This is a genomic window from Pseudomonas sp. AC229, assembly GCF_979254655.1.
In genome coordinates this window covers 275,770-300,506 of record NZ_CEEDHK010000004.1, presented here as the reverse complement: position 1 = coordinate 300,506, position 24,737 = coordinate 275,770, and the positions used below count along the sequence as shown (strand labels likewise).

Sequence of the window (24,737 nt, the reverse complement as noted above, 5' to 3'; positions counted from 1 at the left end):
GTCAGATTCATGGAGTGGCGGTGCCGGCGGCCTGACCGTAGTCGCGCGCGCCAAACAGCGCGGTGCCGATACGCACCCAGGTGGCGCCTTCGGCGACGGCGGCTTCCAGGTCGTGGCTCATGCCCATCGACAAGGTGTTCAGCGCGGGCATGTTCAAGGCGGCTTGCAAGGTGCGCACCGTGGCGAAGGCTTCGTGCTGGGCGCAGTAGTCGTCGGTCGGCTCGGGGATGGCCATCAGCCCGCGCAGTTTCAATCGCGGCAATTGCGCGACGGCGGCGGCGAGGGCGGAAAGGTCTTGCGGCGTGCAGCCCGACTTGCTCGCTTCGCCGCTGACATTTACCTGTAGGCAGATATTCAGCGGCGGCAGGTGCACGGGGCGTTGTTCAGAGAGGCGTTGAGCGATTTTCAGGCGGTCCACCGAATGTACCCAGTCGAAATGCTCGGCTATGGCTTTGGTCTTGTTCGACTGGATGGGGCCGATGAAGTGCCAAATCAAGGGTAAATCGGTCAACTCGGCCTGTTTGCTCAGGGCTTCTTGCAGGTAGTTTTCGCCGAAATCGCGAAGGCCGGCGGCGTGTGCTTCGCGAATGGCGTCTGCGGGTTTGGTTTTGCTCACGGCCAGCAGGCCGACCTGTGAAAAATCTCGCTGCGAGGCTTGCGCCGCCTCACGGATACGCTCACCGAGCTTTGCAATATTCTCTGCTATCGTGGACATTACCTACACCAGCCGCCAGTGGTTCAGCGGCATTCTACCTGCTTGCTTGTCATTTGATGCTCGTCATTAGACGCACTTAATTAGGGAATTCCATGGATATCACTGAGCTGCTCGCCTTCAGCGCGAAACAGGGCGCTTCGGACCTGCACCTCTCGGCGGGTTTGCCGCCGATGATCCGGGTTGACGGCGATGTCCGCCGCATCAATTTGCCGGCGCTGGACCACAAGCAAGTGCATGCGCTGATTTACGACATCATGAACGACAAGCAGCGCAAAGATTTCGAAGAATTCCTGGAGACCGACTTCTCGTTCGAAGTGCCGGGCGTGGCGCGTTTCCGGGTAAACGCCTTTAACCAGAACCGTGGTGCCGGTGCGGTATTCCGGACCATTCCCTCCAAGGTTTTGTCCATGGAAGATCTGGGCATGGGCGAAATCTTCAAGAAGATTTCCGATGTGCCGCGCGGTCTGGTGTTGGTAACCGGGCCGACCGGTTCGGGCAAATCCACCACCCTGGCGGCCATGCTCGACTACATCAACAGCAACAAATATCACCACATCCTGACCGTGGAAGACCCGATCGAATTCGTTCACGAGTCGAAGAAATGCCTGATCAACCAGCGTGAAGTGCACCGCGATACGCTCGGCTTCAGCGAAGCATTGCGCTCGGCTTTGCGGGAAGACCCGGACATCATTCTGGTCGGCGAGATGCGCGACCTTGAAACCATCCGCCTGGCGCTGACCGCTGCGGAAACTGGTCACTTGGTATTCGGTACGCTGCACACCACATCCGCGGCAAAAACCATCGACCGCGTGGTCGACGTGTTCCCGGCGGAAGAGAAGTCGATGGTGCGTTCGATGCTATCCGAGTCGCTGCAATCGGTTATCTCGCAAACCCTGCTGAAGAAAATCGGCGGCGGTCGGGTAGCCGCGCACGAAATCATGATCGGCACCCCGGCGATTCGAAACCTGATCCGTGAAGACAAAGTGGCGCAAATGTATTCGGCCATTCAGACCGGCGGCGCGCTGGGCATGCAGACCCTCGACTCGTGCCTCAAGGGCCTGGTCGCCAAAGGCCTGGTTTCCCGAGATGCAGCAAAAGAAAAAGCGAAAACCCCGGAAAATTTCTGACGCATATCCCATCCTGCGTCACTGCTGTCTTGGAACTGTGGGCCAGACAGCAGACTATGCGTGGATCTTTATTTGTCTCGGTGGCGGTACACGCGCGCTGCCGATTCGTCCTATTGGCTGACGGCAATCGCCGTCGCCCAGCTGCGTGATAGGCGAGAACCTCGATGGAATTTGAAAAGCTGCTGCGTTTGATGGTCGAAAAGGGCGGTTCTGACCTCTTTATTACCGCCGGCGTGCCGCCGTCGATGAAGGTCAACGGCAAGATCATGCCGATCACCAAAACGCCCATGTCGCCGGAGCAAGCCCGCGAAACCGTGCACGCGGTGATGAACGAGCAGCAGCGCCGCGATTTCGCCGAAAACCACGAATGCAACTTCGCCATCAGCGCCCGGGGCATCGGCCGTTTCCGCGTCAGTGCCTTCTACCAGCGCAACCTGGCGGGCATGGTGCTGCGTCGCATCGAGACCAATATTCCGACGCTTGAAGACCTCAAGCTTCCTGAAGTGCTGAAGAAGTTGGCACTGACCAAGCGTGGGCTGGTGCTGTTCGTGGGCGCCACTGGTACCGGTAAGTCGACGTCGCTGGCGGCCATGATTGGCTACCGCAACAAGAACAGCAGCGGCCACATCATTTCCATCGAAGACCCCATCGAGTACATCCACCAGCACCAGAGCTGCATCGTCACGCAGCGCGAAGTGGGCATCGATACCGAGTCGTTCGAGGTGGCCCTGAAAAACACCCTGCGCCAGGCGCCGGACGTGATTCTGATTGGTGAGGTGCGAACCCGCGAAACCATGGACCACGCCGTGGCCTTCGCTGAAACCGGTCACTTGTGCCTGGCCACACTGCACGCCAACAACGCCAACCAGGCGTTGGACCGCATCATCAACTTCTTCCCCGCCGACCGTCAGCAACAGGTGTGGATGGACTTGTCCTTGAACCTCAAGGCCATCGTCGCCCAGCAACTGATCCCAACCCCGGACGGCAAAGGTCGCCGCGCGGTGATCGAGGTGTTGATCAACACCCCGCTTGCCGCCGACCTGATTCGTAAAGGGGAAGTGCACGAGCTCAAAGCGCTGATGAAGCGCTCGACCGAGCAGGGCATGCAGACATTCGACCAGGCGCTGTATCAGCTCTACAGCCAGGGCGAAATTACCTACGAAGACGCGTTGGCCTATGCCGACTCGGCGAACGACCTGCGCTTGATGATCAAGCTGGGGTCGGAAACCGATGGCGATCACCTGACCACCATGTCGCAAGGCCTGTCGCTGGAAACCAGCGACGAAGACAGCGGGCGCCGCTTCCGCTGATTGGCCCATAGAGTGAAGCCCCTTCCGGGGCTTCGCTTTTTATCTCGACGTAACCCGCAGCTGCGGCTCGCTGCTCGGCAGCACGCGCTTAGCCAGGGCGTAGCGATTCTTCCAATACGGTTTGTTCAAGGTGTCGATGGTGACGGCCTTGCCGCGTCGTGGCGCATGAATAAAGCGGTCGTTGCCTAAATAGATAGCGACGTGATTGACCCGAGCACCGCGCAGATTGAAAAACAGCAGGTCGCCAGGTTTCAGGTCATTGCGCGCCACTTTCTTGCCTTCGGCGCGGGCCATGGCGTTGGAGGTTCGGGGCAGGTCTACCGAGTCGATATCGTTAAAGGCATAGCGCACCAGGCCGCTGCAATCGAAACCTTTCTCCGGAGAACTGCCGCCCCAGCGATAACGAACGCCCAGCGTGTTTACGGCGCGCCCCAATACCGAGCTGCTGTTTTTAGCGGCCTCAGTGGCGGCAGGAGAGGTGCTGGTGGTCTGGGTGGACGGTGAAGAAGTCGTCGCGGTGTGCCCGGTGGAATGGGCGGGTAACGGTTGATACCGGTTGCTGGCCTCGGCAGGGTTCAGGGCAGCAGCAAGCGGGAAACACAGGCAGACAGATAGCCAGGTTTGATGGAAAAAACGCATACGGCAAAGCTCTTGGTTTCACGGAAGCGCAACTTTATAACAGCTTTTTTGCTCATTTTTTAACCATTGGTCGATTGGAACTCTGGTCCTTCGCGCGAAAGGTAGTGATTAAACCCTGCTTTTTTTTAGTTTCTAGGGACAAATCCTGGACCTCTCACCAGGTCCATATCCCTATGCACGCACCGTCATCCTTGCGAAAGCGGGGATCCAGAAACTGCTGGAAACATCCCGGGCACCTCGTTCTTCGTATACACGCGAGCGCAGCAGTTGAATCCGCAACCCTTTGCCGTAGCCTAGGTCCAACGTCGCGACTCACTTGAGGAACCCATACATGAACATGCAGCGAGACACCCACAGCAAAGTTATTGGCTATCTGCTGTGGATTTTTGGCTTTCTCGGCGCCCACCGCTTTTATTACGGCAAGCCGGTCACCGGCACGATCTGGTTTTTCACCTTCGGTTTGTTTTTCATTGGCTGGATCATCGATTTTTTTCTGATTCCCTCGATGGACCGGGAAGCGGACCTGCGTTTCAACGCGGGCGGGCTGGACTACAACGTCGCCTGGATTCTGCTGACGTTTCTCGGTGTGTTCGGCGTGCACCGCATGTACCAAGGCAAATGGATTACCGGGCTGATCTACCTGTGCACCGGCGGTTTGTTTTTTGTGGGCGTGCTGTACGACTTCTGGACGCTCAACGACCAGGTGTCGGTGCGCAATGTGGCGCAGCGCCTCTAGTTGGACCGCGCACAAAAAAGCCCGCCAAATTGGCGGGCTTTTTGTTTTGTTGGGCGCACCCGTTAGGCCTGATAGCTGATATGCCCATCCACTAGCGTGTACCGCACGGCGCCAGGCAGGCAATGGCCCATGAACGGACTGTTCTGACCTTTGGAAAACCAGCGCTCGCCTGCAACGGTCGAGGCTTGCGGGTCAAACAGCAGCACGTCGGCCGGGCTGCCCACTGCCAGCCCACCGGCAGGCAGTCGCAGTGCCGCAGCAGGGCCAGCGCTCAGTCGCGCAAGCAAGGTCGGCACATCCAACAGGCCGTCTTGCACCAAGCTCATCGCCAGCGGCAGCAGCAATTCAACGCTGCTGATGCCCGGTTCGGTAGCACCAAACGGCGCCAGCTTGGCGTCGGCTTCGTGTGGTTGGTGGTGGCTGGCGATCGCTTGGATCACGCCGGCCTTCACGGCGGCACGCAGGCCGTCGCGGTCGGCGCTGGTGCGCAGCGGCGGTTGCACGTGGTAAAGGCTGGAGAAGTCGATCAGCGCCTCGTCAGTGAGAATCAGCTGATACAGCGCCACGTCCGCCGTCACCGGCAGGCCGCGCGCCTGGGCGTCGGCGATCAGATGGGCGCCACGGGCACTGGTGAGCTGGCTGAAGTGCGCGCGCACGCCAGTCTGTTCGACCAGCAACAAATCCCGCGCCAGCGCGACGGTTTCCGCCGTTTCCGGAATACCCGGCAGGCCGAGGAAGCTGGCCGTGGCGCCTTCGTGGGCGAGGCCGCCTTCGGCCAAGTCGTGATCTTGCGAATGGAACACGACAGTCAAATCGAACGTGGCCGCATATTCCAGCGCACGGCGCAGCGTGCGGTTGTTGCGAAAGCTATCCAGGCCGTTGCCGAACGCGACGCAGCCTGCATCGCGCAGGGCAACCAGTTCGGCCAACTGCTCGCCCGCCAGGCCTTTACTCAAGGCGCCGATTGGAAACACTTTGGTGTGCCCGGCACTGCGGGCGCGATCGAGGATCAGCTCGGCCACTGCCGGGGTGTCGAGAATCGGTTTGGTGAACGGCGGGCAGCACAGGCTGGTGACACCGCCGGCCGCCGCCGCGAGGGTTTCGCTGGCGATGCTGCCTTTGCGGCTGTAGCCCGGCTCGCGCAGGGCGACGTTCAGATCAACCAGTCCGGGGCTGGCGATAAGGCCCGTGGCGTCGATGCTTTTATCCGCTTTGAAACCGGCCGGCTGAGCGCCGATGCCGGCAATCTTGCCGTCGGCAATAAACAGGTCGGCGACTTTATCCAGACCGCTGTTCGGATCGATTACGCGAGCACCGAGGATTTCAATACGCATCAGTTGTGCTCCTCAGTTGCTGGGTTGGCTTGGGCTTCCTGATTGAGCAGTCGCTGCGTGGTTTGTCCGCTCATGGCCATGGACAGCACGGCCATGCGAATGGCGATGCCGTAGGTGACCTGGTTGAGGATCACCGATTGCGGGCCGTCGGCCACTGCCGATTCGATTTCGACGCCTCGGTTAATGGGGCCGGGGTGCATCACCAACGCATCGGGCTTGGCCAACTTCAAGCGTTCGCTGGTCAGGCCGTACAGGCGGTAAAACTCGCCTTCGCTGGGCAACAGGCCGCCGGTCATGCGCTCGCGCTGCAGGCGCAACATGATCACCACATCGACGTCTTTCAGGCCTTCGGCCAGGTCGGTGTAAATATTCACGCCGTACTGTTCGATGCCAACGGGCAGCAAGGTTTTCGGGCCGATGACGCGGATGTCCGGGCAGCCCAACGTCTTCAAAGCCAACATGTTCGAGCGGGCGACGCGCGAGTGCAGGATGTCGCCGACGATTGCCACGGACAGGTTTTCAAAGCTGCCCTTGTGCCGGCGAATGGTGAGCATGTCGAGCATGCCCTGGGTCGGGTGCGAATGGCGGCCGTCGCCACCGTTGATGATCGCCATGTCCGGGCACACGTGCTCGGCAATAAAGTGCGCGGCGCCCGAGTCGGCGTGGCGTACCACGAAGATATCGGCCGCCATGGCTTCAAGGTTGCGCAGGGTATCGAGCAGGGTTTCGCCCTTGCTGGTCGACGATGTCGACACGTTCAGGGTGATCACATCTGCCGACAATCGCTGCGCCGCCAGTTCAAAGGTGGTGCGCGTGCGGGTGGAGTTTTCGAAGAACACGTTGCACACGGTCTTGCCGCGTAACAGCGGCACCTTTTTGACCGCGCGTGCGCCGACTTCGAGGAAGGAGTCGGCGGTGTCGAGAATTTCGGTTAGCAACTCGCGAGGCAAGCCGTCGAGCGAGAGGAAGTGGCGCAGCTGGCCCAAGTCGTTGAGCTGCAGCGGGCGCTTGGCGTCTGTTGGCGTCATCGGAAGAAGTCTCAGTGGGCGGCGGAGGCGGGAGCCTGGTGCTCGAGGGTGAGCGGGGCGGGGCCGAGCACTTTTACGCGCTCGTTGGGTGCCAGCGACAAGGTGGCGCCGACCACGTCAGGGCGAATCGGCAGTTCGCGAGAGTTGAGGTCCAGCAGGTTGACCAGCGTTACGCTGGCCGGGCGGCCGTAGTCGAACAGCTCGTTGAGCGCCGCACGAATGGTGCGTCCGCTCATCAATACGTCGTCCACCAGGACCAGGTGCTGACCTTCAATTTCGAACGGCAGCGCCGAGGGGCGCACCTGCGGATGCAGGCCATTCTGGGTGAAGTCATCGCGGTAGAACGACACGTCGAGAATGCCCAGCTCGGTGTCGCGCCCCATTGCTTGCAGCAGCGCCTGCGCCACCCACACGCCACCGGTGTGAATGCCGATAAAGCGCGGCTCGGTGATGTTTCGCTTGAGCAGGTGATCGGTGAGCGCGCTGGCCATTTGCGGCAGCAGCTCGGCGGGGTTGGGTAGCTTCATGGTCTCTCCTTGAATCGCAAAAAACGCAGAGCTTCAGGCGCCGCTGTGTTCGGCCAGCCAGCCCTCAAGCAGCAAGGCGGCGGCGAGGGCGTCGACCGGGTTGTCGCGATAACCGCCGCGCTGGCCCTGTTGAAGTCGCTCGCCTTTGGCAGCGTAGGTGGTCAGGCGCTCGTCGTGGGTGTGCACCGGCAAATTGAAACGGCCATTGAGGCGGCGGGCGAACTTCTCGGCTCGCTCGCTCATGTCGCTTGGCGTGCCGTCCATGTTCAGGGGCAGGCCAACCACAATGGCGTCTGGCTGCCACTCGCGCACCAGCGCTTCGACTTTCTGCCAGTCCGGCACACCGTTTTGAGCTTTTAGCACGCAGAGCTCGCGCGCCTGGCCGGTAATCACCTGGCCGACGGCGACGCCGATCTGCTTAGTACCGTAGTCGAAGCCGAGCAGCAGGCGTAGGGGCTTGTCGGCCATCAGGCGTGCCCGGCTTGAGAAGTGAGGAGGTTCAGGTTGATGCCCAAGCGAGCGGCTGCGGCTTCCAGGCGTTTGTCGTAAGGCACATCGAACAGGATGTTCGGATCGGCCGCACACGTTAGCCAGGTGTTGCCGATCAGCTCGCTTTCCAACTGCCCGGCTTCCCAGCCCGCGTAACCGAGCACGATGATGTGTTTGTCCGGCCCGAAACCGTCGGCGATGGCGAACAACACATCTTGCGAAGTGGTCAGCGCCAGCTCGCCCAATTCGACGGTGGCCTGAAACTGCGGGCCGCTGGGGTGCAGCACGAAACCCCGATCGGTTTGCACCGGACCGCCGGAAAAAATCGGCAGGCTTTGGCAAATGGCGGGCGGCAGGGTTTCGGGGCGCAATTGTTCGAGCACGTCGGCGAGGTTTAGGCCGTTGGGGCGGTTGATCACCAAGCCCATGGCGCCCTGTTCGTTGTGTTCCACCAAGTAGGTGACGGTGTGCGCGAAATTCGGATCGGCCATGTGCGGCATGGCGATCAGAAGATGATTTTTGAGGTAGCTGGGGTTGGCTGCTTTCATGGCGCGTAGTGTCGCCGCTGGCTGGTGGCGATGACAAGCTGAGGGGGCGATTTGCTCGGGCGACGAGTCGTCGCTGGTCGGCGCAGGACCGTATTACTTGCTGGAAAGCTTGTCGCCGCGCTCGAAGCGCCAGGTGCGGATGATTTCCAGGCGGTCAATGTCAGCCAGATCGCCGGTGAAGGGTGCGAAGGGTGCCGACAGCCGCACGATGCGCAGCGCCGCCTGGTCCAGCAGCGGCTGGCCCGACGATTCCAGTACCTGGACTTCGTAGAGGCTGCCGTCCCGGTTGATCGACACCAGCAGCCGGAGGCTGCCGTAAACCCGTTGCTTGCGGGCTTCTTCGGGGTAGTTGAGGTTGCCGACGCGTTCGACCTTTTTGCGCCAGTCGTCCTTATACCAAGCGCCCTTGTCACGCATGGTCGATGCGGCGTTCAGGCGATGGATTTTCGGGCGTTTGGCATACAGCTGTTGTTCTTTGGCCAGCTCCGCTTCCAGCCCGGCGATTTCGGCAGACAGCTGCTCGGTGTCAAAAGCGGGCGCTTTGCGGGCGTCGGGCTGTGGCTTGGCCTCTTCACGCTTGACCGGAGTTTTCGCTTGTTTGGGCGCTGTGGTGGCCACGGCGGCTTTCGGCGCTTGTTGCTTGGTGGCCGGCGCTGGCGCAGTGGGCAGCGTGATGCGCTTGATTTCTTTGTCTTGGAACAGCGCTTGTTCCGTGGTCTTGGGTGCCGCTTTTTTATCCAGCGTGCCGCTGCCCTGTTGGTTGTCCTGAGCGAGGAAATCAGCCTCTTTGGGCTTTTCCTTGCTCTTGAAGGTGGACAGGGTGATTTCCAGGGTTTTGCTGATCTGGCTAGGCGGCGCCAGGGTGAAGCTGACGCCAAGGATCAACGCCGCGTGCAGCGCCACCGCGAGAAACAAGGTAAAGCCCAGCCGGTCCGCAGGGCGGACGCCGTAGTCAGGAAGTTCGGGCAGCAGGGCGGGTGATTTCATCGCGCAACGGGGTCAATTCAGGTTGCCGCGCAGTCTGCCGAGGGCTCGGTGAAAAGTCCATGAAGCACTGCGCGGCTTGGTGAAGCACTGGGCATTTATGCGCTGTGGGTCTCGTGTCGCACCGACGCGTCGCTCTGTTCCCCTAATGCTGAGGACAAATCGGCGCGCGGTAGCACATTTCTTCCGCGAGTGGTCAGCGCGCGTCCAGCTGAGCCTGAATGGCGGCCATCAACTGCTCGCCAATGCCGGTGTTGAAGGCGTTGTCGATTTCGCGGATGCAGGTCGGGCTGGTGACGTTGATTTCGGTGAGGTAGTCACCAATCACGTCCAGGCCCACGAACAGCAAGCCTTTCTCGCGCAACGTCGGGCCCACCTGGGCGGCAATCCAGCGGTCGCGCTCGCTCAGTGGTCGCGCTTCGCCCCGGCCGCCAGCGGCCAGGTTGCCGCGCGTTTCGCCGGCCGCCGGAATGCGCGCCAGGCAGTACGGCACCGGCTCGCCGTTGATCATCAGGATGCGTTTGTCGCCGTCCTTGATCGCCGGCAGGTACGCCTGCGCCATGATCTGCTGCTGGCCGTGCTGGGTGAGGGTTTCGAGAATTACCGATAGATTCGGGTCGTCTTCGCGGTGGCGAAAGATCGAGGCGCCGCCCATGCCATCCAAGGGTTTGAGAATGATGTCACGGTGCTCGACGGCAAACTCGCGCAGAATGTCGGCGCGGCGGCTGACCAGTGTCGGTGGCGTGCAGTGTGGGAATTGCGTGGCAAACAACTTTTCGTTGCAGTCGCGCAGGCTCTGAGGGCGGTTAACCACCAGCACCCCGGCCCGCTCGGCTTGCTCCAGCAGGTAGGTGCTGTAGACGAACTCCATGTCGAAGGGCGGATCCTTGCGCATCAGGATCACATCCAGCTCACTCAGAGGCGCGTCGGTTTCATCGCCCAGCTCGAACCAATGCTGCGGATCGGCGAAGACTTTAAGGGCACGCATGCGCGCCTTGGCTTCTCCGGCCACCTGATAAAGGTCGTGCTGTTCCATATAGAACAATGACCAACCACGGGCCTGAGCGGCCAGTAGCATGGCCAGCGAGCTGTCCTTCTTATAGGAGATGCCCGAAATTGGATCCATGACTATGCCGAGGCGAACGCTCATGGGGTGAATCCTCCGCGAAACGAATGCGACAGTTGAAATGTGTCGCGACTAGACTGTGTGGCGCCAGAGTGGCGATGGCGACCACTTCGGTCAAGGAAAAACCTTACGCTTCTGGGGCTTATAGATTGCTTCTAGAGAGTGTGCTAAAAAGGCCTACGATTGGGTCGCAGCCCGTAGCTGGTAGGCCTCAGGCGCACTGAAAACGTAGAAAAATAACGACTCATCGAGGCGATGGTAGGGCGAACATGGAACAGCATTCCGAAGGATTAAGGGTCATGGTCATCGACGATTCGAAAACGATTCGTCGCACCGCTGAGACCCTGCTGAAAAAAGTGGGTTGTGAGGTGATTACCGCCGTCGATGGTTTCGATGCGTTGGCCAAAATCGCTGACACACACCCCAATATCATTTTTGTCGACATCATGATGCCGCGGTTAGATGGCTATCAGACCTGCGCCCTGATCAAAAATAACAGTGCTTTCAAGTCCACCCCGGTAATCATGTTGTCCTCCAAGGACGGTCTGTTCGATAAGGCCAAAGGCCGAATCGTGGGTTCCGATCAGTACCTCACCAAGCCTTTCAGTAAGGAAGAGTTGCTCGGCGCCATCAAGGCACATGTCCCAGATTTCACCCCGGTGGAACAAGCATCTTGACGTTCGACCGCTAGGGCGGTGACGCAACCTTCCATAGGGAAACACCATGGCTCGAATTCTGATTGTTGATGACTCTCCCACCGAGATGTACAAGCTGACCGCCATGCTCGAAAAGCATGGTCACCAGGTACTCAAGGCGGAAAACGGTGCTGATGGCGTGGCGCTTGCCCGTCAGGAAAAGCCCGACGCCGTGTTGATGGATATCGTGATGCCGGGCCTCAATGGCTTCCAGGCCACCCGTCAACTGACCAAAGATGCTGATACCAATCACATTCCGGTAATTATCGTCACCACCAAAGACCAGGAAACCGATAAGGTCTGGGGCAAGCGCCAAGGCGCGCGTGACTACCTGACCAAACCGGTGGACGAAGACACGCTGCTGAAAACCTTGAATGCGGTGCTGGCGGGCTAACACCGCCACCACACCTATAAAAACTAGAAGGTTAAGGCCGACATGTCGGACGTGCAGACTCCCTTTCAACTTCTCCTCGAAATCGACCAGCGTTGTCGACTGCTGGCTGCCGGCTTGCCGTCGCAGCGGGCCGTGGTGCAGACCTGGAGTGGAATCGGCTTTCGCATGGGCGACCGCCTGTTTGTAGCACCGATGGGCGAAATCGGCGAAGTGCTTCACGAGCCACGGTTCACCTTGTTGCCCGGCGTTAAAAGCTGGGTGAAAGGTGTGGCCAACGTGCGTGGGCGCTTGCTGCCGGTAATGGATATGTGTGGCTACTTCGGTACCGAGCTCTCTGCGCTGCGCAAGCAACGCCGGGTGTTGGTCGTAGACCACCAAGATGTTTTCGCTGGCCTGACCGTCGACGAAGTGTTTGGTATGCAGCACTTCCCGGTGGACAGCTTTACCGAGCAGTTGCCAGCGCTCGAAGCGGCTATTGAGCCCTTCATACATGGGGTTTTTCAACGCGAACAGCCATGGCTTGTGTTCAGCCCTCACGCGCTGGCACAGCATCCGGGCTTTCTCGACGTTGCGTATTGAATAAATCAGGTTGGGTCGGCGTTTGCCGGCCCTTTGGCGTTACACGGGAAAACGTAGTGCGGTGGGTCCAGGCGGGGGCCATACAATGAAAAAACTTAACGCAGGCAATCTATTGGCTGGAGTGCGTAGTAGCTCGTTGATCGCGGGACTGTTTATCGTCCTGATCGTATCGATCGTGCTGCTCTTCGCCAACTTCGCCTACATCAACACCCAGTCGAACTACGACAAGGAATACATCAGCCACTCCGGTGAGCTGCGTGTGCTTTCCCAACGTATCGCGAAAAACGCTACGGAAGCTGCGGCCGGTAAGACAGAGGCCTTCGCCCTGTTGAAAGACGCGCGCAACGACTTCGAAAAGCGTTGGAGCTTCCTGGTTTCCGGTGACAACAACACCGGCCTGCCGCCAGCGCCTGCCATCGTGAAGCCAGAAATGGACGCGGTGCAGCAAGACTGGGACAGCCTGCGTAAAAACGCCGACGCCATTCTCGCCAGCGAACAAACCGTACTGTCTCTGCACCAGGTTGCTGCCACCTTGGCCGAAACCATTCCGCAGCTGCAGGTCGAGTACGAAGAAGTGGTCGACATCCTGCTGGAAAGCGGCGCGACCGCTGCCCAGGTATCGGTTGCCCAGCGTCAGTCGCTGTTGGCCGAACGTATCCTTGGTTCGGTGAACAAGGTACTGGCCGGTGACGAAGACTCGGTACAAGCCGCCGACATGTTCGGTCGCGATGCCAGCCTGTTCGGTCGCGTACTCAAGGCGATGATCGAAGGCAACGCCGCCATGAAGATCACCAAGGTCAGCGACCAGGAAGCCCTGGAGCGTCTGTCCGAGATTTCTGAGCTCTTCGAGTTCGTATCCGGTTCGGTAGACGAAATTCTCGAAACCTCGCCTGAACTGTTCCAGGTTCGTGAATCGGCGAGCAGCATCTTTACCGTGTCGCAAACCCTGTTGGATAAAGCCTCGAAACTCGCCGGCGGCTTTGAAAACCTGGTGGGCGCGCGTTCCATGAACACCCTGGCCGGCTACGTGCTGGGTCTGCTGGCTATCGCCTCGATCGTATTGATCGGTCTGGTAATGGTTCAGAGCACCCGCAGCCGACTGGCTGAAACCGCCGAGAAAAACGAACGTAACCAGGCGGCGATTCTGCGACTGCTCGATGAAATTGCCGACCTCGCGGACGGTGACTTGACCGTAGCGGCGACCGTAACCGAAGACTTCACCGGCGCCATCGCGGACTCGATCAACTACTCGATCGACCAGCTGCGCGACCTCGTTGCCACGATCAACCTGACAGCCGTACAGGTGGCCGCCGCCGCCCAGGAAACCCAGGCAACGGCAATGCACCTGGCCGAAGCATCCGAACACCAAGCGCAAGAAATTGCCGGTGCATCGGCGGCGATCAACGAAATGGCCGTGTCCATTGACCAGGTATCGGCGAACGCCTCGGAATCGTCCGCGGTAGCGGAACGGTCCGTAGCCATCGCCAACAAAGGCAACGAGGTGGTGCATAACACCATCACCGGCATGGATAACATCCGTGAGCAGATCCAGGACACCTCCAAACGTATTAAACGTCTGGGTGAATCGTCCCAGGAGATTGGTGACATCGTTAGCCTGATTAACGACATTGCCGACCAGACCAACATCCTCGCACTAAACGCCGCGATCCAGGCCTCCATGGCCGGTGACGCCGGTCGAGGCTTCGCCGTGGTAGCGGACGAGGTACAACGCCTCGCTGAACGTTCCTCCGCTGCAACCAAGCAGATCGAGGCGCTGGTTAAAACGATTCAGACCGACACCAACGAAGCGGTTATCTCCATGGAGCAAACCACTTCCGAAGTAGTACGCGGTGCGCGTCTGGCGCAAGACGCCGGTGTGGCACTGGAAGAGATTGAAAAGGTATCCAAGACCCTCGCGGCCTTGATCCAGAACATCTCCAACGCCGCCCGTCAGCAAGCGTCCTCTGCGGGCCACATCTCCAACACCATGAACGTGATTCAGGAGATCACCTCGCAGACCTCCTCGGGTACCACCGCTACTGCCAAGAGCATTGGTAACTTGGCCAAAATGGCCAGTGAGATGCGTCGTTCGGTTTCTGGTTTTACCCTGCCAGAAGCAGCGGACCAGGCCTGATCGAGGAAAGCGCGATGACCTGAAAAGGTCATCGTCACTGGGCCATGAGCGAGGGAGACGGCATGCAACCGAGCGGGGCGCCGGGCGGGGCGTCAAGTGGAACCTGGGTTCTCAAACCCCTGGTCGACATGACGCCTGCCGAATTCCACGACTGGCAAGCGCTGCTAGAAGAGCGCACCGGTGTGGTGATCAACGAACAGCGCCAGGCATTTCTGCAGACCAACCTCAGCGCGCGCATGCGTGAGCTGGATGTGCCCGACTACGCCAGCTACTACCGGCAAGTCACGGCGGGTCCGCGTGGCGCCGTGGAATGGTCAACCCTGCTGGACCGCCTGACCGTTCAAGAAACCCGTTTTTTCCGCCATCGCCCTTCGTTTGAAGTGCTTGAGCAATACCTGGCGTTGCGCCTGGCGCAGGCCCAGCCGGGGCAACAGCCATGGGCGTTATGGAGCGTGGGTTGCTCCAGCGGAGAAGAACCGTACTCCATGGCGATTAGCGCTGCGGAGGTGCTGCGTGATAGCGAGATGCCCGACCACTTTGGCGTAACGGGCACCGATATCAGCATGAACGCCTTGAGCAAGGCGCGTGACGGGGAATACGCCGCGCGCAAGTTCGAGCAGATGGATATAGACCTGTGCGAACGCTACTTCGACGTGCAGGACGATGGTCGTTTGAAGGTAATACCGAGCCTGGCCGCACGCGTGTGTTGTGCAAGGCTCAACGTGCTGGAGTTGGCGAAAGCGCCGATGACCGGCATGGATGTCATTTTCTGTCAGAACTTGCTGATCTATTTTCGTCGCTGGCGTCGCCGCGAGATCCTCAACCGCCTGGCTGAACGCCTTGCGCCAGGTGGTCTGTTGGTAGTCGGCGTTGGTGAAGTGGTCGGTTGGCAGCACCCGGACCTGGAGCCGGTGGCCGACGAGCGAGTTCTGGCTTTTACCCGAAAGGGGTAACGAGCGGTTTATGAGTGGAGTTGCTATGGGTGATCGGCACGATTATGTCGCCCTGGAGTGGGTTAAAGGCGAGATCGCAGAAACCCTGAAACAGGCACGGCAGGCCCTTGAGGCGTTCGTAGAGAACCCCGAGGACTCGACGCGCATGCGGTTCTGCCTGACCTATGCGCACCAGGTTCACGGCACTCTGCAAATGGTGGAGTTCTACGGCGCAGCCTTGCTCGCCGAAGAGATGGAGCACCTCGCCCAGGCCCTGATGGAAAACCGCGTCAGCAACCAGGGTGAAGCCCTGGAAGTGCTGATGCAGGCCATCCTGCAACTGCCGGTTTACCTCGACCGCATTCAAACCGCTCGCCGCGACCTGCCGATGGTCGTGCTGCCGCTGCTGAACGATCTGCGCTCGGCCCGTGGCGAAAAGCTGCTGTCCGAAACCAGCCTGTTCTCCCCTGACATGACCGTGCGCCAACCGGCGCTCTCGGCAGATTCGCTGGCCCAGCTGCGCACCGCCGACTTGCCGGTGCTGCTGCGCAAACTGCGCCAAATGCTGCAAATGGCGCTGATTGGCGTCATCCGCAATCAAGACCTGGGCACCAACCTCGGCTATATGGCCCGCGTTTTCGCGCGCCTCGAAGTGCTGTGCAAAGACGCGCCGCTGGGCCCGCTCTGGCAAATCGCCTCGGGCATCGTCGAAGGTCTGTCCAACGGCAGCGTGCTCAACGGCAGCTCCGTGCGCACCTTGCTGCGCCAGGTCGACAAAGAACTCAAGCGTCTGCTGGAGCAAGGTGCCGACGGCATCAACCAGCCGGCCCCGGACGAACTGACCAAGAACCTGCTGTTCTACGTCGCCAAGTCCAGCCCGCAATCGCCGCGCATTCGCCAGCTCAAAGAACAGTACCGCCTCGACGAAGCGCTGCCCGACGACGACATCGTCGACGAAGAGCGCGCCCGCCTCGCCGGCCCGGACCGTGACGCCATGCGCTCGGTGGTCGCCGCGCTGTGCGAAGAACTGGTGCGGGTCAAAGACAGCCTCGACCTGTTCGTGCGCAGCGACCGCAGCAAGGTCGCCGAGCTGGACGGCCAGTTGGCGCCGCTCAAGCAAATCGCCGACACCTTGGCTGTATTGGGTTTCGGCCAGCCGCGCAAAGTCATTCTCGACCAGATCGATGTGGTGCATGGCCTGTCCCTCGGCCAGCGTGAACCTAGCGATGCGGTGTTGATGGATGTCGCCGGGGCACTGCTGTACGTGGAAGCGACCCTGGCCGGCATGGTCGGCCCCGCCGAAGACGGCCGCCGCGAAGAAAGCCATCTGCCCACCACCGACGTTGGCCAGATTCACCAGTTGGTGATTAAGGAAGCGCGCAACGGCCTGGAACAGGCGAAAGACGCGATCATCGAATTCATCGCCTCGCAGTGGAACCACGAGCACCTGGCCCGTGTGCCAGAGCTGCTGACCCAGGCCCGTGGCGGCCTGGCCATGATTCCGCTGGAGCGTGCCGCCGCGTTGCTGCAGGCGTGCAACCGTTATATCCAGGAGCAACTGCTGGCGCGCAAAGCCGTGCCGAACTGGCAGAGCCTCGACACGCTGGCCGACGCCATCACCAGCGTTGAGTACTACCTCGAACGCTTGAGCGAAGACCATGCCGCCCAAGGCGACCTGATTCTCGATGTCGCCGAGGAAAGCCTGGAAGCCCTGGGCTATCCGCTTAAAGAGAAGCCGTCGATCCTTGATCGCGTTGAGCCTGCGCCGGAAACATTCGCGCCCCTGGCCGACCCGATGCACGACATCGACGTGCTGGAGCAAGCGCCTGAGTTTGCCGAAGAAGCCGAGCCGGCTCCCGCGCCGTTTGAGGCTGAACCGTCGTCGTTTGAATCGGACTTTGGCGTTATCGAAGAAAGCTTCAGCCTCGAAGACCTGCCGGTTGTCGAGACGGCGAGTGCACCCGCCAGCGGCGACGCCGGCGGTATCGAATTCTCTCTGGAAGATCTGCAAGCGCCGGAGCCGACTGCACAGTTGGACGACGACGAGCTGAGCCTGGACTTCAGTGAACTGCAAAGCAGCGAACTGGAAAGCACTGATCTGGAAATCGCCGAGCCGGACCTGCTGCCGCTCGAAGACAGCTGGACCCTCGAAGACCTTCCCGCCGCGCCGGGCGAAGTGGTTGAGCTGAGTTCGTTTGAAGAGCTGCCAACGCTGGACCTCAACGACGAACCGCTGACCCTTGGCGACGTGTCGAGCGAATGGAACAGCGACAGCCTTGAGCACCGCGACCTCGAACTCGATGCCCCCGAGGCGCCGGTGTTCTCGTTGGAAGATGGCGGTCTGGAAGAGTTGAGCCTGGACGCGCTGGACGACAATCCGGCCGACTGGAACGAAGCCGAACTGGCTGAACTGGATCTGCCCGAAGTCGAGCTGCCAGTTGCCGAGCCGCAAGTGCCTGTGGCGGCAGCACCGGCTGAAAAGCCGATGTCGATGGCCGACGTCATGGCCACCCCGGTGCAGGCCATCAACCCGCCTGCGCAAGACGTACCGCCGAGCCTGCTGCCGCCGCCCGAAGGCGAAGAGCCGATTGATGAAGACTTGCTTGAAGTCTTTATCGAAGAAGTCGGCGAGGTGCTGGAAACCATCGCCGAATACCTGCCGCAGTGGCGTGCTGACACCGACAACAAAACCGCGCTCACCGAAGTGCGCCGCGCCTTCCATACCCTTAAGGGCAGTGGTCGCATGGTGCGTGCGCTGATTATCGGCGAGCTGGGCTGGTCCATCGAAAACCTGCTTAACCGCGTGCTCGACCGCAGCATTCAGCCTGACGAAGACGTGCAGCAAGTGATTGCCGACGTGGTTGCGCTGATGCCCGCGCTGGTCGATGAGTTTGCCGCCAAGGCCCAGCGCCAGCGCGACGACGTCGATGCACTGGCCGCCACCGCCCACGCCTTGGCCCGGGGGCAGCGCCGCCCAAAACCTGAAGCCCCGGCGCCCGTGCAGGCAGCCGACGCCGTGGGCGAAACGGCGGCTGTCACCTCGCCAGAAATCGAAGCGCTGGACCCGCAGCTGATCGAGATTTTCCGTAATGAAGCGGAAACCCACCTCGACACGTTGGTGGGCTTCCTCGCCGATTGCGCCCAGCAGTTGCCGCAGGAAATCACCGATAACCTGCAACGCGCCTTGCACACCCTCAAGGGCAGCGCGCACATGGCTGGCATTCTGCCGATTGCAGAAATTGCCACGCCGCTGGAAAAGCTGGCCAAAGAATTCAAAACCAACCTGATCCCCATGGACCTGGCCGAAGCGGAATTGCTGCACACCGCCGAACAGCTGTTCCGTCAGGGTCTGGAACAGCTCGAAACCCATCCGCTGGCGCCAATCGAAGGGGCTCCCGAGTTCCTCGAACGCGTTGCCAAGCTGCACCAGGAACGCCTGGAAACCGCCCAGGCGGCCCGCGAAGACCTGCAAGGCAGCGACAAGCGCGACCCGCAACTGATCGGCATTTTCCTCTCCGAAGGCATGGACATTCTGCTGGACGCCGAGGATCTGCTGCGCAAATGGCGCGAGCATCCTTCCGAGCGTCAGGAACTGAGTGCGCTGCTTGACGAGCTGACCACCCTAGGCCGTGGCGCCGAGATGGCCGAACTGCCGCAAATCGATGAGCTGTGCGAGGCCCTGTTGGACCTCTACGGTGCCGTCGAAGAAGGCAGCCTGGCGGTGAGCGAGCGCTTCTTCAGTGAAGCGGAAAGCGCCCACGAAGCGCTGATCAGCATGATGGATCAGGTGGCTGCCGGCCTGCAGGTAAGCGCCGAGCCGCAACGCGTCGAAGCCTTGCGTCAGTTGCTGGGCGAGGCACTCGACCCCCAGACCCTGGCGCTGTTGAGCCCCGGCGGTGAAGCGGGGCTGAATATTGTCGAGTTGGACGAAGCCACCGCCGACCTGCAAATGGCCGAGTGGAGTAACGACACCAGCGAAGAACCGGTGCAGGAATACGACCTGTCGGCGTTCGACGCGTTGCCGGATGTCGAAGCGCTCGCGGCCGAGCCGGTTGTAGATGATGTGCCGGAGCAGCCGTCGACCGTAGAAATACTGCCCACCGCAGATGTGATGCCAGCCGTTGAAGAGTTGGCATTGATTGAGCCTGCGCCAGAACCGTTGGCGCCCGCTCCGGCAGTGGTTGCCGAGGCCGACCCGCTCGACGCCGAGATGGTGGAAATTTTCCTCGAAGAGGCGGTGGATATTCTCGAAAGCTCGGGCCAGGCCCTGGACCGTTGGCTCGGCGAGCCAGACAACCACTTGGCCTTGTCTTCCCTGTTGCGCGACTTGCACACCCTTAAGGGTGGCGCGCGCATGGCGGCCATTCGCCCAATTGGCGACCTGGCCCACGAGCTGGAAACCCTTTACGAAGGATTGGTCGACCGCCGTTACAGCTATTCGCCTGCGCTAGCCGGCCTGCTGCAACGCAGTCACGACAAACTCGCCGTGCTGTTGGATCAGTTGCAGGCTAACCAGCCGCTGCACGATCCGGCAGACTTGGTACACGACATCCGCAGCTTTCGCCAAGGTGGCGGGCAGAGCCTCTCCGCCGCAGCCGTCATGCTCGATGAGCAGGACCTCGCTGAACCGGTCGAGCTGAGCGACATTGACCCGGCGCTGGTCGATCCGATCATGGACGTCGAGCTGCCGAGCCCAGAAGCGCAATTGGTTGCTGCCGAAGACGAGCTGGAAGAGCTGCCGCTGGTGGAGCCGGTGGACGCTGAGCTTGAGCCGGACGCTATCGACTTCGACGACGTGACAGCCACCACCGAGCTGAGCGCTGAAGAACTGCACGACGTGCTGCCTGAGCCCGAGCTCGTTGAGCTTGAGCCAGAAGCGCTGGCGATTGACGAGCCACGCGTTGAAGACCTCGCCCCGGTTGCCGAGGTTTCTGAGCTGCCTGAGCCCGCGCCCGCGCCCGCACCGCAGCCTGTCGCGTACGAAGCGCCAGCCCCGACCGCCTTCGATGACGAGCGCGATCCGGAACTGGTGGAAATCTTCCTTGAGGAAGGTTTCGACATCATCGACAGCTCCAGCGCCGCCTTGCAGCGTTGGAAAGATGACCTCGATAACAGCCTTGAGCTGGAATCGTTGCAGCGCGATTTGCACACCCTCAAGGGTGGCGCACGCATGGCCGAGATTCGCGAAATTGGCGACCTGGCCCACGAACTGGAATTCCTTTACGAAGGCTTGGGCGATGGCCGTTTGCGCGCCAGCCCAGGGTTGTTCGTGCTGCTGCAAAGCTGCCACGACCGTCTGGCCGAGATGCTCGAAGCCGTGCGCGACAAGCGTCACGTGCCCAAGGGCGACGACCTGATCGAAACCATCAAACGCTTTCGCGCCAACCCCGACGAACAACTGAGCATGCCGTCGAGCGTGCACCTGGTTGCCGCCGTCGAGGAGCCCACCGCGGACGATGCCGAAGATGACGACATCCTCGACATCTTCCTCGAAGAGGCCGACGACCTGCTGGAAAGCATGGAAAGCGCCATCGGCCGTTGGGAAGAGAAGCGTGACGACAGCGATGCCGTCGACGACATGCTGCGCATTCTGCACACCCTTAAAGGCGGTGCGCGCCTGGCCGGTCAGAAAGCCCTTGGCGACCTGACCCACAACCTCGAACAGCACCTGACCGAGGCGCAGCAGCAAGGCGCGCCGTGGCCAGAGAGTCTGTTCCTCGATGTGCAATCAGGCTTCGAAGCGCTGCAAGGCGAACTCGATCAACTGCGTCAGCGCGTCAACGACAGCATGGCGGCCGACCTGGCCCAAGCCAGTCACGAGCCTGCCGAACCGCACGTGCCGGCGCCGCAGCCGAGCACCTTGCCAGCCGTGCATACGTTGGCCAATCCGATCGTGGCTGCCAGCGAGTTCTCGTCGGCGCCGGTGGCTTCCAAGGTGCTGCCGTTTGTACGCCGCGCCCAAGAGGCAGCGCTGGACGCCGCCGCGCGCCGCGCCCCGCAAGAACTGGTGAAAGTACCGGCCGAGTTGCTGGAAGGCCTGGTTAACCTGGCCGGTGAAACTTCCATTTTCCGGGGTCGCGTCGAACAGCAGGTGAGCGACTTCGGTTTCACCCTCGGCGAGATGGAAGCGACCATTGACCGGGTGCGCGACCAGTTGCGCCGCCTCGACATCGAAACCCAGTCGCAAATCATCAGCCGCTTCCAGGCCGAAGCCGAGCGCGTGGGCTACGAAGATTTCGACCCGCTGGAAATGGACCGACACTCGCAGCTGCAGCAGCTTTCCCGCGCGCTGTTCGAGTCGGCCTCCGACTTGCTGGAACTGAAAGAAACCCTGGCCGCGCGTAACCGCGATGCTGAAACCCTGTTGCTGCAACAAGCGCGGGTCAACACCGAGCTGCAAGAAGGCCTGATGCGTACGCGCATGGTGCCGTTCGACCGCTTGGTGCCGCGTCTGCGCCGAATCGTTCGCCAGGTGGCGAGCGAGCTGGGCAAACAGGTCGACTTCATCGTCGGCAACGCCGACGGCGAGATGGACCGTACGGTTCTGGAGCGTATCGTCGCGCCGCTGGAACACATGCTGCGCAACGCCGTCGACCACGGTATTGAACCGAGCGATGTACGTCGCGCGGCCGGCAAGAGCGAGCAGGGCACCATTCGCCTGAGCCTCGGCCGCGAGGGTGGCGACATCGTGTTGACCCTGGCCGACGACGGTGGCGGCATCAAGCTGGAAGCCGTGCGCCGCAAAGCGCTTGAGCGCGGCATGATGGACAGCGCCTCGGACCTGACCGATTACGAAATCCTGCAATTCATTCTGGAAGCCGGTTTCTCCACCGCCGAGAAGGTCACACAGATCTCCGGCCGGGGCGTGGGCATGGACGTGGTGCACTCCGAGGTGAAACAACTCGGCGGTTCCATGAGCATTGACTCGGTACCGGGCGAGGGCACCACCTTCCGCATCCGTCTGCCATTCACCGTGTCGGTAAACCGCGCGTTGATGGTGCTTTCCGGTGAAGACCTGTACGCCATTCCGTTGAACACCATCGAAGGTATCGTGCGGGTTTCGCCGTACGAGCTGGAAGCCTATTACGCACCGGACGCGCCGCGTTTCGAATACGCCGGCCAAGCCTACGAACTGCGCTACCTGGGCGACCTGTTGAACAACGGCCAGCAACCGAAACTGGTGGGCCAGAGCCTGCCACTGCCGGTGATTCTGGTGCGCTCCAGCGACCACGCCGTCGCCGTGCAAGTGGACTCGCTGGCCGGTTCGCGCGAGATCGTGGTGAAGAGCCTCGGCCCGCAGTTCGCCGGCGTGCATGGCATTTCCGGTGCGACCATTCTCGGGGACGGTCGCGTGGTGGTGATTCTCGACCTGCTGGCGACCATTCGGGTGCGTCACGCGCATCTGCTCAACCAGCTGCAAACCCGCACCGTCAGCCGTACCGCGCTGCCCGCCGAGGTGGAAGTGGAACGTCCGACGCTGGTTATGGTAGTCGACGACTCGGTTACCGTGCGTAAGGTCACCAGCCGTCTGCTGGAGCGTAACGGCATGAACGTGCTCACCGCCAAAGACGGTGTGGACGCCATCTCGCTGCTGCAAGAGCACAAGCCGGACATCATGCTGCTGGACATCGAAATGCCGCGCATGGACGGTTTCGAAGTGGCCAACCTGGTGCGTCACGATCAGAACCTGCAAGACCTGCCGATCATCATGATCACCTCGCGTACCGGTGATAAACACCGGGAGCGGGCGATGAACATCGGCGTCAACGACTACCTCGGCAAGCCGTACCAAGAGTCGTTGTTGCTGGAGACCATCACCAAGTTGGTGGCCGAACACCCGGTTAAACGCACATGACCGAGAAAAACAGCGCACGCATCGCCGTGCTCGCCGACACCTCGTTGCAGCGCCACGTGCTGCAACAGGCGCTGACGGGCAGCGGCTATAACGTGGTGCTCAACACCGACCCCGCGCGGCTCGATGCCGAGGCGCTGGCCGCCTGCGAAGCGGATTTGTGGTTGGTGGACCTGGCTCAGTCCGAAGACTCGCCGTTGATCGACACCCTGCTGGAGCATGCAGACGTGCCGGTGCTGTTTGGCGAAGGTCATGCGCCGGAGCGGCATTCGGAGAATTACCCACGCTGGGAACGCCGCCTGGTCGGCAAGCTCAAGCGCCTGGTGGGCGACCCCACGCAAGCGGTCGGCCCGAGCCTGCAAGCCCTGTTGGATGAATCGCAGCGCCCGGCGCGGCTGGACCTGCCGTCAGCGCTGGCTAACACGCCGCTGGCCGCGGGTGCGCCGGCGCGTCAGGTGTGGCTGCTGGCCGCTTCATTGGGCGGTCCGGCGGCGGTCAAAGCCTTCCTCGACGCGTTGCCAGGCGGGCTGCCGATTGGGTTTGTCTACGCCCAGCATATCGACGCCAGTTTCGAAGCCACCTTGCCGCAAGCCGTCGGCCGACACAGCCAATGGCACGTTAACCCTGCACGCCAGGGCGATGCCGTGCGCTGTGGCGAAGTGGTGGTGGCGCCCATTCAATACGAACTCGGCTTTGCCGAAGACGGCGCCATGAAGATTGCCGACCGTGGCTGGCCGGAACCGTACAGCCCGTCGATTGACCAGATGATGCTCAACCTCGCCCAGCATTTCGGCGCCATGAGCGGTGTGATCGCCTTTAGCGGCATGGGCAGCGATGGCAGTGCCGCCGCCGCCTATGTGCGCCGCCAGGGTGGCGCCATCTGGACCCAGCGCGCCGACAGTTGCGCCTGCGCGAGCATGCCCGACAGCCTGCGCGAGGGCGGCTACAGCGCCTACAGTGGCGACCCGCGCGAACTGGCGGAAACGCTGGTCAACCATTTAGCGTCGCAGTGCGCCTGATAGCGCCGACAGGATTTCCCCATGAGCCAAGCCGTCACCCCAACCACCGCCTCAACCGCCACCAGCATCACCGGGTTGCTAGTGCCCCTGGCCGACCGCACCTTGCTGCTGCCGAACGTGGCGGTGGCCGAGCTGATTCCCTATCGCGCGCCGCAAGTAACGCCCGGCATGCCGGCCTGGTTCCTCGGGCAAATGGCGTGGCGTGACTTGAGTTTGCCGTTGCTGTCGTTTGAAGCGGCGTCTGACGGCCAACCCCAGATTCGCCCCGGCGCACGCGTGGCGGTAATCAACGCCCTGGGCGGGCGCCCCAACGTGAAATTCCTTGCGCTGCTGGTGCAAGGCATTCCGCGCTCGCTGAAAGTGGGCACCGAGCTGGCCCGCGCCGACGTGCCGTTGGCGCCGCTGGAACTGGATGCCGTGAGCTTCGGTGAAGCGGTAGCCAAGATTCCCGACCTGCTGGCCCTGGAGCAGATGCTTGCCGATGCCGGTTTGATCTGATGCCCGTTCGCTGGGCTTCGCGCCGCTAAGCCCACCGCTTGCCTTTGACAAAACTTCAAACTTTTCCCCGC

At 61.3% G+C, this 24,737-nt stretch carries 20 protein-coding genes; 11 read left to right on the top strand and 9 right to left on the bottom strand.

The genetic code is table 11. The features are described 5' to 3' along the window. Positions 1-7: 7 nt before the first annotated feature. Complete coding sequence (locus tag AC0IW7_RS07840) at positions 8-715, bottom strand: YggS family pyridoxal phosphate-dependent enzyme (RefSeq protein ID WP_471816893.1); 708 nt, start codon at positions 713-715, stop codon at positions 8-10. A 92-nt stretch (positions 716-807) separates the two neighbouring features. On the opposite strand from AC0IW7_RS07840, the gene AC0IW7_RS07835 reads away from it, so the two are divergent. Together AC0IW7_RS07835 and AC0IW7_RS07830 are read left to right on the top strand one after the other, a co-directional pair. Then, the gene (locus AC0IW7_RS07835) at positions 808-1,842 is read left to right on the top strand and encodes a type IV pilus twitching motility protein PilT (RefSeq protein ID WP_110615318.1); all 1,035 of its coding nucleotides are present in this window, start codon (positions 808-810) and stop codon (positions 1,840-1,842) included. 164 nt (positions 1,843-2,006) lie between these two features. After that, positions 2,007-3,152, top strand: a complete 1,146-nt coding sequence (locus AC0IW7_RS07830; RefSeq protein WP_122492107.1) for a PilT/PilU family type 4a pilus ATPase — start codon at positions 2,007-2,009, stop codon at positions 3,150-3,152. 39 nt (positions 3,153-3,191) lie between these two features. On the opposite strand, the gene AC0IW7_RS07825 is transcribed toward AC0IW7_RS07830, so the two are convergent. After that, positions 3,192-3,791: a C40 family peptidase gene (locus AC0IW7_RS07825; RefSeq protein WP_471816891.1), complete on the bottom strand. Its 600-nt coding sequence runs from the start codon at positions 3,789-3,791 to the stop codon at positions 3,192-3,194. A 331-nt stretch (positions 3,792-4,122) separates the two neighbouring features. On the opposite strand from AC0IW7_RS07825, the gene AC0IW7_RS07820 reads away from it, so the two are divergent. Continuing rightward, a complete protein-coding gene (locus AC0IW7_RS07820; protein ID WP_463536855.1) occupies positions 4,123-4,527 on the top strand; it encodes an NINE protein in 405 nt (134 codons plus the stop codon). Between the two features lie 62 nt (positions 4,528-4,589). Here the strand turns inward: AC0IW7_RS07820 and AC0IW7_RS07815 are convergent, their stop codons facing one another. The 7 genes from AC0IW7_RS07815 to gshB all read right to left on the bottom strand — a co-directional run bounded on the left by AC0IW7_RS07815 (position 4,590) and on the right by gshB (position 10,587). Continuing rightward, entirely contained in the window at positions 4,590-5,861 is a 1,272-nt protein-coding gene (locus AC0IW7_RS07815; RefSeq protein ID WP_471816889.1) for a dihydroorotase, read from the bottom strand. Then, positions 5,861-6,889: an aspartate carbamoyltransferase catalytic subunit gene (locus AC0IW7_RS07810; protein ID WP_463384178.1), complete on the bottom strand. Its 1,029-nt coding sequence runs from the start codon at positions 6,887-6,889 to the stop codon at positions 5,861-5,863. Before AC0IW7_RS07810 ends, AC0IW7_RS07815 begins: the two co-directional genes overlap by 1 nt. A gap of 11 nt (positions 6,890-6,900) precedes the next feature. Next, positions 6,901-7,416 carry a bifunctional pyr operon transcriptional regulator/uracil phosphoribosyltransferase PyrR gene (gene pyrR / locus AC0IW7_RS07805; protein WP_122492102.1) on the bottom strand — a complete coding sequence of 172 codons (516 nt, stop codon included), beginning with the start codon at positions 7,414-7,416 and terminating at the stop codon, positions 6,901-6,903. 33 nt (positions 7,417-7,449) lie between these two features. Then, positions 7,450-7,887: a Holliday junction resolvase RuvX gene (ruvX, locus tag AC0IW7_RS07800; RefSeq protein WP_471817016.1), complete on the bottom strand. Its 438-nt coding sequence runs from the start codon at positions 7,885-7,887 to the stop codon at positions 7,450-7,452. Further along, complete coding sequence (locus tag AC0IW7_RS07795; RefSeq protein ID WP_463550903.1) at positions 7,884-8,453, bottom strand: YqgE/AlgH family protein; 570 nt, start codon at positions 8,451-8,453, stop codon at positions 7,884-7,886. The genes ruvX and AC0IW7_RS07795 overlap by 4 nt, the downstream gene beginning before the upstream one ends. Positions 8,454-8,546: 93 nt before the next feature. Beyond that, positions 8,547-9,440 (bottom strand): energy transducer TonB, encoded by an 894-nt coding sequence (locus AC0IW7_RS07790; protein ID WP_122492099.1) that lies wholly within the window; start codon positions 9,438-9,440, stop codon positions 8,547-8,549. Positions 9,441-9,633: 193 nt separating this feature from the next. Next, positions 9,634-10,587 carry a glutathione synthase gene (gene gshB / locus AC0IW7_RS07785; protein ID WP_471816886.1) on the bottom strand — a complete coding sequence of 318 codons (954 nt, stop codon included), beginning with the start codon at positions 10,585-10,587 and terminating at the stop codon, positions 9,634-9,636. A gap of 245 nt (positions 10,588-10,832) precedes the next feature. On the opposite strand from gshB, the gene pilG reads away from it, so the two are divergent. From pilG to AC0IW7_RS07745, 8 genes are all read left to right on the top strand, one after another. Beyond that, a complete protein-coding gene (gene pilG / locus AC0IW7_RS07780; RefSeq protein WP_108094981.1) occupies positions 10,833-11,240 on the top strand; it encodes a twitching motility response regulator PilG in 408 nt (135 codons plus the stop codon). A 46-nt stretch (positions 11,241-11,286) separates the two neighbouring features. After that, complete coding sequence (gene pilH / locus AC0IW7_RS07775; protein WP_108094980.1) at positions 11,287-11,652, top strand: twitching motility response regulator PilH; 366 nt, start codon at positions 11,287-11,289, stop codon at positions 11,650-11,652. A gap of 42 nt (positions 11,653-11,694) precedes the next feature. Then, on the top strand, positions 11,695-12,231 hold the full coding sequence (locus AC0IW7_RS07770; RefSeq protein ID WP_122492097.1) for a chemotaxis protein CheW: 537 nt from the start codon (positions 11,695-11,697) through the stop codon (positions 12,229-12,231). 85 nt (positions 12,232-12,316) lie between these two features. Then, positions 12,317-14,365, top strand: coding sequence for a methyl-accepting chemotaxis protein (locus AC0IW7_RS07765; protein WP_122452945.1), 2,049 nt, complete (start codon positions 12,317-12,319; stop codon positions 14,363-14,365). A gap of 44 nt (positions 14,366-14,409) precedes the next feature. Next, positions 14,410-15,318: a CheR family methyltransferase gene (locus AC0IW7_RS07760; RefSeq protein WP_471816882.1), complete on the top strand. Its 909-nt coding sequence runs from the start codon at positions 14,410-14,412 to the stop codon at positions 15,316-15,318. A gap of 25 nt (positions 15,319-15,343) precedes the next feature. Next, a complete protein-coding gene (locus AC0IW7_RS07755) occupies positions 15,344-23,152 on the top strand; it encodes an Hpt domain-containing protein (RefSeq protein WP_471817014.1) in 7,809 nt (2,602 codons plus the stop codon). Beyond that, complete coding sequence (locus AC0IW7_RS07750) at positions 23,149-24,168, top strand: chemotaxis protein CheB (protein ID WP_471816880.1); 1,020 nt, start codon at positions 23,149-23,151, stop codon at positions 24,166-24,168. Before AC0IW7_RS07755 ends, AC0IW7_RS07750 begins: the two co-directional genes overlap by 4 nt. Positions 24,169-24,189: 21 nt before the next feature. Then, entirely contained in the window at positions 24,190-24,666 is a 477-nt protein-coding gene (locus AC0IW7_RS07745) for a chemotaxis protein CheW (protein ID WP_122492093.1), read from the top strand. The last annotated feature ends 71 nt before the right edge of the window (positions 24,667-24,737 follow it).